Here is a 10,310-nt window from a genome sequence, read left to right on the forward strand (position 1 = left end):
GTTAGTTGGACTCGGCGCGGAATTTTGTATGACACGCCGAACATGCTTGGCCGACTTTTGCAAAGACCGCGTCGGCTGGCATCTGCGCAAGCATCTCGATGTCTATCATGCTGCCCGCGCCCATCATGCTGCCGGTGCCCATCATGCCGCCGGTCCCCATCATATTAGTGCTAGCTCCGTCCGCAGAACCTGATGCCGCCAGGCCATTTTCGGCAGCTTGGCCGAGACCTTTGCCAAGGCTCTCCAGTTGCATGGCAAGAACTTCAAACTGCTCCCAGTCGGTCCACACATCGTCTTTCGCCTCGGAGGGCATGCCACCGCTCCCTTCGGGAAAAAGCTTTGTCATTGCTTCTCCGGCATGTTCCTCGATCGTGCGTGCATATTCTCGGATAGCTTCGGCATTGTATTCGACGTTACCGCGCATCATGGGTGTAATCGCCTTTGTCGCCTTGCTCATAGCCACCATGCCGTCCATGCGTTCCTTTACGATCCCTGTGGCACCGCCATGCGCCCATACGAGACTTGCGGCGGAAATCGCGGCTAGTGAGAGTAAAAGGGTGGTCTTTTTCATTTGTATATCTCCATGGGGATTGTTTGATGAGGGTGAGATGCAGCAACTTCGCGATGACGGAATCAAATCGACGTTCCGTTTACGCCACTGAGAAGTTTTTGTGCCTCGGTCACGGTCAGCATTGACCTCGCGGTAATACATGTGCCGTGACCTCCAGCGTTCCGTGCCTGAAGTTCAAGAAAACAGTTGGATGGTCGCCTGGGCTGAGATCTTGTTTGAGATCAGTCAATCGCGCGCCGATGTGGGAACTCGAGACATCAAGTATTTCTCCTTCATCCACGCCAAATCCATTCTGCGTGATCGTCGAACCCACGAGATCTTTGAAGTATAACTCACCACCCAAAGACACATCGGATGCGACACCATCTAGGAACACCATCTCGGCGGAAATGTTCTCGAACACCATCTCAATCTCAGCGTCGCCATCTTGAAGACCGCTGGCAACGCACAGTTTGCTCACGTAGATGCCGTGAAGACCTTCCAAGGACTGTTCGACGCCATCCGCGTGTGCAGGCAGAACAGCCACCGTCGACCAAATTAGTCCCATCACCAAAGCTAGCCGAGCAAAGCGCATCATGAAGCTCCTTCGATTTCAGAGAATTGTGGACGATTACTCCACTGCTTCACGCTCGGCCCATGGGTTAGACTTCCACATTTCATCAAGAAATTTTCATACTCTCTTGATCGAAGTCTGACATCGGACGAATTCTGGTAGTAGAGAATGAGTTCCCGGAAAGGACTGGAAAAATCTTTGAAGGCTGCAATTATTGCCACCAAGGCCCCTAGTGATAATCGGCCTTCAATGACAAGCCAACCTCCAATTGAGTAGAGTAGAAAGGGCGTCAATGACATTAGAAAATTGCTGATTGCTTTCTGCAAATACTTTGCGCGCTGCAAGTCGAGTCTTGTGTTTCTTAGCCGGTGAGCTGCTGAAAGTGTTCTGCGAGTTATGTTTCGGCCGGACACATCGCCGGTTTGCTCACCAAGAATGTCTCCAAATGCGCGAACAGCACGAATCCGGAGTCTCATCCGTTTGTTTACCCACCTTTGCAAAATGGGTAAGATGAACAGCTGAACAGGGACGAGTGCCATCGCCGCTGCACCCAATATCGGATCTTGAATGAACATAAACAACAAGACCGTGATCAATGTACCGCCTTGGAAAACAGGTGTTGCCAGAACCTCTCCCGCAAACCCTCCGATGGGCTCTATTTCGCTCGTCGATAGTGGGATGATTTCGGTTCTGCGCTGTCCTTCCGGTGCACGGCGCCATGCCCGGTAAAGCACCAGACGAAGCCTCAAAAGTGTTCGCTCTCCGATCTGCCCCTTTTTGACATTTATGCAATATTTAATTGCTCCACTCGCAATCAGTGTAATAAGATATAGGCCTGACAAGATCCCGAGGTACTCTAGTTGCGTATACTGACCGCTAAGAATCTCGATGGGAAAATGATTTGATTCGATAGCACCATTGACAATGCGTTTCGGCAATTCGAGGGTCGCATATAGAATTGGCTGTGCCAACACACCAAGGAAGATCACGGTAACCTGTTCGTGCCAGCGCAATCCTATCAAATTGCGAACAAGCACAAACTCAGCGCGATCTTCATCGGAAAACAGACTGTTCCGAGCCGCTTTTTTGATAATCTGAGCTAAAAATACCAGGAAACCAAATAGAGCAACCAGTGGAGCAACGACTAGAATAAAGTGCAGCGCCATATGTAGCCAGTGAGGCGGGTTTTCACTGATGTGAAATCCCAATGTGTCTGCAATATGATGCGTCCAGCCGGAAAGACCGGAAAGTGTAAACGCGTCGATTTCCAGGGGCGCACTCATTGTATTTCCTCAAAAAGGCCAGCAGAGTAACGGCCCTGGAGTCTCAACATGACGTTTTCTACTTCATAATCTCTGTTACAATGTACTGGCCATTGACTTGCTCGACGACAAAATGGATCTGGGAGCCTTTGCGAAGGCCTTTCAGCATCGAAGGCTTGGCAACCGCGTAACCCATTTCCATCGCGGGCATGTTGATGTTTTTGAGCGGGCCGTGGTTGATCGTCACCACATTCGACTTGCGGTCCAAGTTCGTGACGGTGCCCATCGACATATCATGGTCGCCGCCAGCAAATGATGTTGTTGCAGTAACTGCCAAAGCGGCCGCGAGTGAGAGAATTTTCATGTTTTGTATGCTCCTTTGAGAGGCACAAGATCGATTGTTAGTGTCGAGGCTTTCTTAATTTCAAAACAGGCAATTTTTGGGTTTTGTTGTAAACCGCCGAGGGAACTCACTCTCGCTGCCAAGTCTGACCGAACGGCCGTTTTGACGATGACAGTAAGGGCGACCTCGTCATTTCTACCTTCAAAGTCCCATGACATACTCAGTTGTGAACGGTGACTGCCTATTCTTAATAAAGCTAAAAACCCCAACCAAATCAATACCACTGGGCCGGTTTGAAATGTATCAATTTGTAAGGTTTACATCGACGAGTACGACCGATAGCAGTTGGTCGGAACACTGGAGAAAGAGACCTATGCGGCTGGAATGGATGACCAAGATAATTTGCGTCTTGTCGCTCGCTTTTTTTGTTTTGTCGCTCATTCCAACTGTGTCTGTTGCTGTTGAGAGCCCGCCTCTAACGTTCGAGGAAATTTGCGCGGAAGATAACTCAGGGCATGCTGCGCTGGTTACTGACCAGCAAGGGCGTCATGACACTGCGTGCTTTGGCTCGATGGCGTACTGTTCGATTATTTCCACAACGCCTCCGACGCCTTGTGCGCCAGGTCTTGTGACAGTTTTTGATGCTCATAAGCTTGAGGCGCAGAGCGCCGAGAGTCGAACACTCGAAGTGAAGTCGCCCCCTCCGCGTTCCTGACATCCCATCCGATCTGCAGGTGGCTCTGTGCGTGTAGTTAACTGCGAACAGCGCTTAGTCCGTGCTTCTGCATGCGTTGAGGGCGGTTGCCGGTAGGCTTTTTCGCAACGCCGCAGAAACCGGTCACCCGATCTCAGATGTTGCTCTTTAACAGATTCCAACAATCTCACTAATGAGGAAAAGAAAATGCCTCTCTTTAGCGCAAAATTCCTTGCACGCTCGGACACTGCTCTGAGTACATCGGAGCATTTGTCGGGTAGCCTTTCCCGGCGACAATTCGGTTTGGCTGCCGCGGCGGCTCTTGCAATGCCATCTGCTTTGCAGGCTCATCAAAACCCTACGATTACATCCAAAGGAACGTATGACATTACAGTCGATCGGGTGCGGATCGATACGGGAGACTTCCGTAAGACGGGTGTCGGTTACAACAATAGTCAGTTCCCAACCGTCCTCCGTTTTAAGGAGGGTGAAGAAGTCACGATCAACGTCAAAAACAATCTAAACGAAACCACCTCCATTCACTGGCATGGGCTAATCCTGCCGTTTAGACAAGACGGCGTACCTGGGATCAGCTTCAACGGAATCCCCCCGGGAGAGACCTTCACTTATCGGTTTCCGATCACCCAGGCTGGCACCTATTGGTTTCACAGCCATTCCGGGTTCCAAGAACCCGACGGTGCTTACGGGGCCATTGTGATCGAGCCTCGCGGAGGCGAACGGGTGCGGGCAGATCGCGATTATGTCGTTCAGTTGGCAGATAATCACCCACACTCCGGCAAAAAAATCATGCGCAATCTCAAGCGGATGCCTGACTACTACAATCGGTCGCAGCGCACGCTCCAGACGCTCATAAAAGACTCGCGCGCTGACAGTCTGCAAGCAGCCCTGCAGGAACGCGGGATGTGGGGCAGAATGCGCATGATGCCGACCGATATCGAGGACGTTCAAGGGTTCACTGCGTCAATCAATGCCCAGAGCACATCGCAGAACTGGACCGGCCTGTTCCGAGCGGGTGAGAAAGTTCGGCTGCGTTTCATCAACGCGTCCGCGATGACCTATTTCGACATGCGGATTCCGGGGCTCAAAATGACCGTGATTCAAGCGGACGGGAATGATGTTAAGCCGGTCAAGGTAGACGAACTCCGTATTGCTGTAGCCGAAACCTACGATGTCATTGTTCAGCCGCGTGAGAACAAAGCTTACAGCATCATCGCGGAATCGGTGGGACGTACCGGCATGGTGCGGGGAACTCTGGCACCAAGAGAAGGTATGGCAGGCGCTGTGCCGGCGATGCGGCCGAAACCACTTCTCACTATGGCCGACATGGGCGGAATGATGGGTGGAATGGGCATGGAGGGTCATGTGATGCAGAACATGGCTGGCATGGATCATTCCAACATGGCCGGTATGGATCATTCCAATATGGCCGGTATGGACCACTCCAATATGGCTGGCATGGATCATTCCAATATGGCTGGCATGGATCATTCCAATATGGGTGGCATGACGGAGCCCAGCAGCGTCGACTCCTCCTATGCCAATGGCAGCGGTTTGATACCGAGGGCCTACAATGGTGGGAAATTCCTGTCCTATGCCGACCTCACGGCTGCGCGGCCCAAATACAAGTACAGGAAGCCGTCGCGCACCATCGAATTGCGCCTTACGGGGAACATGGAGCGCTACATCTGGTCGATTAACGATGTGAAATTCAATGATGCAGAGCCGATCGTCCTGAATTACGGAGAACGCGTGCGCATTCGCTTCATCAACGAAACGATGATGGCGCACCCGATGCACCTACACGGCCTTTGGTCGCTCGTGGATGTGGGCAAAGGGTCTCGCAACCCCATCAAACATACCGTCAATGTGAACCCCGCCATGACGGTGGACATAGATGTGGAGGTCGACGAACCCGGTCAGTGGGCGTTCCACTGTCACCTCTCATACCACGCTGATGCTGGCATGTTCCGCAAAGTCGTGGTGCGCGGCCGACCGGCATAAGTGCCTCGAATACGAAGGAAAAGATCAATGCAAAACATAAAGATAGCTAGCGCTGCAGGCATGATGCTTGCAGCCGCTTCGACGGCTCAAGCCGAACCGCTCATCTACGGGTTTCAGGCGGAGCAGTTCGAATATCGAGACGGTGACAACGGCGAAAACGTCTTTGTCTGGGATTTCGATTTCGTCGTTGGAACAGACGAGTTGAAGTTCGTTTGGCGGAGCGAAGCTGAAATCGTGGAAGGGTCTGGCGACTTCGAAGGCTTGGAAAACCAGCTGCGGCTACAGTTCCCGATTTCGACTTTCTTTGACGGCGTTGTCGGTGTTCAGGCAAGTACACCCGACGGATTACCGGATCGGTATAATGCGGTGCTAGGCCTTAAAGGTCTTGCTCCTGGTTTCCTAGAGGTTGATGCTGACTTCTTTTTGTCCGATCATTCGTTCTTTCGATTTGAGGCGGAGTATGAGGGTCTAATTACCAATCGACTCATCTTGACACCTAGCATCGAAGTAACGGTTCCCCTTGAGGATGATCTTGCTTATGATCAAGCTTCGGGTGGTGCAACAATCGAAGCTGGGCTGCGGCTGAGCTATGATTTGATTGATCGTTCCTTCTCACCTTACATAGGGGTTAACTACGAAAAGTCCTTCGGTGGGACGGCTGATCTTATTCGTGCAAGCGGAGAAGAAAACGGCGTTACCTCTATTGTTTTTGGGACGCGTCTGATGTTTTAACGCGAAACCGCCCCTTCTGAACGGAAGGGGCGGTTCAATCCGACTGTATCAACCGTCGGTCGCATGTTGATCTAGGAAACAATCTGCATCTGTGCTGGAAAAGGAAGACTCAGATTCTGCGCGATATTGACCTTCTCGTATCAAACTTCCTCGATTTCAAGTGAGCCTGCTCTCGGACTGAGAAGACTGTCGATGAAAAGAGGATACTTCAGCGAGGCTTTGTTGCACAAATGGTGTAAGGGATTCACTGTGTGAATCCAGTGGGGTAGCAACGGTGCATGAGCAGTTGGTCCCCTACGAAGTACAAGACCAGGAACTGGCCTTCGTACAACACGGCGCTGAAGCAGCGCGGTTCGCTATCAATCTGGTTTGATCCCGAGATGTCGTGGTAAGCGCCGCCGACAGGCAAGCGGGGGCGTCAACCCGATTTCAGCGACGCAGCGATCCAGGTTTGTTTGACGATGAAGGTACTGTTCGGCATGCCCTTGAGGCAGACAACGGGCTTCGTCGAAAGCCTGCTGCGTTTGGCTGGGCTTGACTGGAAAGTTCCCGACTTCAGCACTCTGTGTCGCCGCCAGAAGACGCTGAACGTCGCCATCCCTTATCGTGGCGGGTCGGGGCCTCTCCATCTGTTGATTGATGCGACCGGGATCAAGGCCGAAGGTGAAGGCGAATGGAATGCGCGCAAGCATGGCGGCCCAAAGAAGCGCCTGTGGCGCAAGCTTCACCTCGGTATGGACGAGGAAACACTGGAGATCCGCGCAGTCGGGGTCACCACAAGCAATGTCGGCGACGCGCCGATGTTGCCTGACCTGCTGGAGCTGTCGCGTTGCCCTTTAATCTGAGACGCGACGCGTTTGGCGGGAGTGGACAAAACATGGGGGTCATCTTCGTCGTTGCGGCCCGTGCTAAGGTGAGTTCTTTGCGTGTGGGGCTGCCATGGACGTACGGATTACAATCGAAACTACCTTCGACAACGGGGAGAAGCGCACTCATCAGCTTGACGGCATTTCACGACCCTACCGGGTGACCTGTCCAGACGGGATCGGGTTGCGCCTCGAGGATGGGAAGAGGGTTGTCGAACAGATTCAGCGGGCAATTCTTTGCGATCAGGTTGAGGAAATCATCCGAGAAAGCCGCGTATGCCCGGATTGCGCCTCGGTTCGTGCCATTCATGACTATCGCACGCGCGATCTCGACACGCTCTTTGGGCGGGTTCGGGTCAAAGCCGCGCGCTTGCGCCGCTGTTCGTGTGATGCCAGGTCAGCGGCGATGCCAGGCGGACCTATTTCTCCGCTGGCCTATTTCTTTCCTGACCGGGCTACCCCGGAGCTGCAGCGGCTCCATGCGGAACTCGGGTCCCGGCATTCCTTTCGCGAAGCCGCGCGGCTGATGAAAAGCTTCCTCCCCTGCCATCCGCCCCATCACACCACGGTGCGTGACCGGTTGGGAAGAGTAGCCGCGGGGCTCGAGAAAAGTCGAAGGGCATCAGGCGATCCCGCTGAAGCACTTCCCAAAGGGGGTTTGACGGTTTTTCTGGACGGTGCGCATATCCGCTGTCGACCGGAGTATCAGCAGCGACACCTGGATCTTGTGGTCGGTAAGATTGAAAGTCGCAATATGTGCCGACGATTTGGCTTGGTCGCCAATGCGACGGCATCGCCAGGCAGCCGGATGCGAGAAGAGCTGTCAGACTTTGGATGGAAGCCGGGCCGTCTGTTGACGGTAATCTCTGATGGCGAGCTTGCTCTCCCGAACCTCATACGGAATGCCATGGGTGGCGACGGCCAGGTGAAGCATATCCTCGACTGGTGGCACATCTCGATGCGTATTCGACATGTCGAGGCCGCCGTTCAGGGTCTGGTCCAGATACCGGGATTCACTGGAATTCCGGTGCTGTTCCAGCGCCCCGCGAAAAGCCTTCGCTGGTGGCTGTGGCATGGCAGAGCACGGGTCGCGGAAACTTATCTGAAAGGGCTCATGCACGATTGCACCCGCCTTGCGGAAGAACCTTTGGCTGTCCGCACCGCTGCCGCTCGTGTGCAGGCCCGATGCGGGACACTGTACACCTATCTCGCGAACAACATGGAATCCCTTGTCGACTATGGCCGACGGTACCGTAACGGGCTGCCCATCTCGTCATCTCGTGCCGAAGGATCAGTCGATGACATTGCCAATGCCCGCATGGGAAAGCGCAGAAGGATGCGGTGGTCGCCCAAAGGGGCTCACCGAGTAGCCGTCACAAGGGCCGCAGTTCTCGATGGTCGGCTGACCGTCGCAAACAGAAAACGCGCCGCATGACCCCCATGTTTTGTCCACTCCCCCCGGACCACCCATCAGGCGGCGAACAGCCCAGCCAACTCTTGCCAAGGCATTCGGGTCATCCTGTGCGCCAGACAATCGCATTGATATCCAAAGAGCGAGGCGGTCAGAACTCACCCGATCCCCTGCAAGCCAGCTGAGGTCTGCCGCCTCGATCAGTGCCAGTCTGTGTCGCCAGCCATCCGGGCCACGCAGCAAGCGGTCATCCAGCGCACCCAGGCGTCCAGCCACCTTTGCCAGCCGCGCAGCCTGAGCCGCTTCCGCCTTTGCCCAGTCGTCGATGACAGCAATGTCGGACGGTTCTGCCCGTGGCCCGGGCGGCAAATCATCCGGTTCTTCTTCGAGCGGCCCCGGCAGGAACCAGAGGTCGTCCTCGTGAGCCCCCACATCCCCCTCGGTGGTGATGAGGGGGTCGTCAAAATCATCAGGAAAAGTAGATGCTTGCGGCTTCATATGTGCAAAATATCTATATTATGCACATTACCCAAGCGATTTTGTGGCAGTTGCCCGCGCTCTTTGTATAGTACGGACGCGCGACTGTCGGCGGAACCTCTCAGATCGCGCTCAGTGCAAGAAAACCAAGGGGATTGTGCACCAGCACGACAAGAGATCACTTGCTTGCATTCGTTTTCAAACGGTCGTTTAATAGCGATACCTAAAATTGCAAACAGCCCGATTTCATGCCCCTGATAGGCTACGCCCGTGTTTCCACAGAGGATCAGACCCCCCTGCCCCAGTCTGAGGCCCTGCAAACTGCGGGTTGCGTCGAGATCTTTGAAGAGCACGCCTCTGGCGGCAATCGCGCACGACCGGTGCTGGCACGCGTGCTCGAACGTGTCCAGAGCGGCGACACGCTGGTCGTTGTGCGGATCGACCGGCTTGCGCGGTCTCTGTCGCACTTGTTGGAAGTGATCGAACGGCTGGAGGCCAAGGGGGCTTTCTTCCGCTCGCTGCAGGACCCGATCGACACGGCATCGCCACAAGGCAAGTTCACGCTGCAGGTTCTAGGCGCTGCGGCCGAGTTCGAGCGCGCTCTGATCCGCGAACGCACAAAGGCCGGGCTTGCCTCTGCGCGCGCCAAAGGGCGCGTTGGTGGCAATCCTGGGCTACGCGCCAAGGATCCCGCTGCGCTGCGCAAGGTGCGGCTGGCGCGACAGGACGGCTACATGGAGCGCCTGAACGAGACCGCGCAGGATTGGATGCCCCATGTGCGCCGCTTGCGCCCCGATATGGCTTGGGAAGACGTCCTGCGGATTATCAATGGCCCCCTGCCCCCAGATCGTCATTGGACCCAAAGCCGCCTGCTCCGCGCCGTGAAGGCATATGTCAGAGACGGATTCCTGCCTGCCGAGGTGCTTGGCCGCGCAGGACGCCGCGAAACCGATGACCGCCTGCCGGCCATCGTCGCAGCGATCAAAGGCGCGGACCCCGAAATCACGCTGCAGGCGATCTGCGACCGGCTGGAAGCTATGCGCGAACGCACACCGCGTGGACGGGCCAAATGGCAACCGTCCTCTGTGAAGATGCTGCTGGAGCGGGCTGAACAACTTGCGTTGCTAGAAAATGACAATGCGATGAGCAAGTAGTTGACGTGATTGCCGCTCCGCAGCGGATTCTCATCCGGTACGTTGCCGCATTGTACGCGAAGGCCACAGGCCGAACATACTTGTGTTTCAGCTGCGCTCGCCCACTAGATGTGGAAAAACCTTGCGCGAATCCGACTCTTGCGCCAATAGTCACGGAAACGAGGCAAAAAACGTCAATTTCCGTGAACACGCCAAAGACGCGATGTCTCGGAAGCGAGAGGGCAG

The 10,310-nt window shown here is 54.8% G+C and carries 8 protein-coding genes and 2 pseudogenes; 5 read left to right on the plus strand and 5 right to left on the minus strand.

Annotated elements, in window-relative coordinates:
* Position 1: 1 nt before the first annotated feature.
* From ACXAF5_RS20275 to ACXAF5_RS20290, 4 genes are all read right to left on the minus strand, one after another.
* Positions 2–571: a c-type cytochrome gene (locus ACXAF5_RS20275; RefSeq protein WP_046212313.1), complete on the minus strand. Its 570-nt coding sequence runs from the start codon at positions 569–571 to the stop codon at positions 2–4.
* A 115-nt stretch (positions 572–686) separates the two neighbouring features.
* Positions 687–1,148: a hypothetical protein gene (locus ACXAF5_RS20280; RefSeq protein WP_046212314.1), complete on the minus strand. Its 462-nt coding sequence runs from the start codon at positions 1,146–1,148 to the stop codon at positions 687–689.
* A complete protein-coding gene (locus ACXAF5_RS20285; RefSeq protein ID WP_474947986.1) occupies positions 1,145–2,407 on the minus strand; it encodes an ABC transporter ATP-binding protein in 1,263 nt (420 codons plus the stop codon). Before ACXAF5_RS20285 ends, ACXAF5_RS20280 begins: the two co-directional genes overlap by 4 nt.
* A 58-nt stretch (positions 2,408–2,465) precedes the next feature.
* Entirely contained in the window at positions 2,466–2,750 is a 285-nt protein-coding gene (locus tag ACXAF5_RS20290) for a copper-binding protein (protein WP_046212316.1), read from the minus strand.
* 880 nt (positions 2,751–3,630) lie between these two features.
* Here ACXAF5_RS20290 and ACXAF5_RS20295 point away from each other — a divergent pair.
* From ACXAF5_RS20295 to ACXAF5_RS20310, 4 genes and pseudogenes are all read left to right on the plus strand, one after another.
* A complete protein-coding gene (locus ACXAF5_RS20295; protein WP_474947987.1) occupies positions 3,631–5,445 on the plus strand; it encodes a copper resistance system multicopper oxidase in 1,815 nt (604 codons plus the stop codon).
* A 27-nt stretch (positions 5,446–5,472) separates the two neighbouring features.
* Positions 5,473–6,177, plus strand: a complete 705-nt coding sequence (locus ACXAF5_RS20300; protein ID WP_368999807.1) for a copper resistance protein B — start codon at positions 5,473–5,475, stop codon at positions 6,175–6,177.
* 278 nt (positions 6,178–6,455) lie between these two features.
* Positions 6,456–6,995: pseudogene (locus tag ACXAF5_RS20305) on the plus strand (IS5 family transposase); the annotation flags it as partial.
* Between the two features lie 121 nt (positions 6,996–7,116).
* Positions 7,117–8,478 (plus strand): ISKra4 family transposase, encoded by a 1,362-nt coding sequence (locus ACXAF5_RS20310; protein ID WP_040182552.1) that lies wholly within the window; start codon positions 7,117–7,119, stop codon positions 8,476–8,478.
* Positions 8,479–8,499: 21 nt separating this feature from the next.
* Here the strand turns inward: ACXAF5_RS20310 and ACXAF5_RS20315 are convergent.
* Positions 8,500–8,952: pseudogene (locus ACXAF5_RS20315) on the minus strand (hypothetical protein); the annotation flags it as partial.
* Between the two features lie 227 nt (positions 8,953–9,179).
* Here ACXAF5_RS20315 and ACXAF5_RS20320 point away from each other — a divergent pair.
* Entirely contained in the window at positions 9,180–10,085 is a 906-nt protein-coding gene (locus ACXAF5_RS20320; protein ID WP_474947988.1) for a recombinase family protein, read from the plus strand.
* Positions 10,086–10,310 lie beyond the last annotated feature (225 nt).

The sequence above is a fragment of the Epibacterium sp. ABV4_022 genome (assembly GCF_056159345.1).

What these genes read in the sequence shown, in the direction of transcription:
- ACXAF5_RS20275 (WP_046212313.1), bottom strand. Translation starts at nt 571, where the DNA reads ATGAAAAAGACCACCCTTTTACTCTCACTAGCCGCGATTTCCGCCGCA.
- ACXAF5_RS20280 (WP_046212314.1), bottom strand. Translation starts at nt 1,148, where the DNA reads ATGATGCGCTTTGCTCGGCTAGCTTTGGTGATGGGACTAATTTGGTCG.
- ACXAF5_RS20285 (WP_474947986.1), bottom strand. Translation starts at nt 2,407, where the DNA reads ATGAGTGCGCCCCTGGAAATCGACGCGTTTACACTTTCCGGTCTTTCC.
- ACXAF5_RS20290 (WP_046212316.1), bottom strand. Translation starts at nt 2,750, where the DNA reads ATGAAAATTCTCTCACTCGCGGCCGCTTTGGCAGTTACTGCAACAACA.
- ACXAF5_RS20295 (WP_474947987.1), top strand. Translation starts at nt 3,631, where the DNA reads ATGCCTCTCTTTAGCGCAAAATTCCTTGCACGCTCGGACACTGCTCTG.
- ACXAF5_RS20300 (WP_368999807.1), top strand. Translation starts at nt 5,473, where the DNA reads ATGCAAAACATAAAGATAGCTAGCGCTGCAGGCATGATGCTTGCAGCC.
- ACXAF5_RS20310 (WP_040182552.1), top strand. Translation starts at nt 7,117, where the DNA reads ATGGACGTACGGATTACAATCGAAACTACCTTCGACAACGGGGAGAAG.
- ACXAF5_RS20320 (WP_474947988.1), top strand. Translation starts at nt 9,180, where the DNA reads ATGCCCCTGATAGGCTACGCCCGTGTTTCCACAGAGGATCAGACCCCC.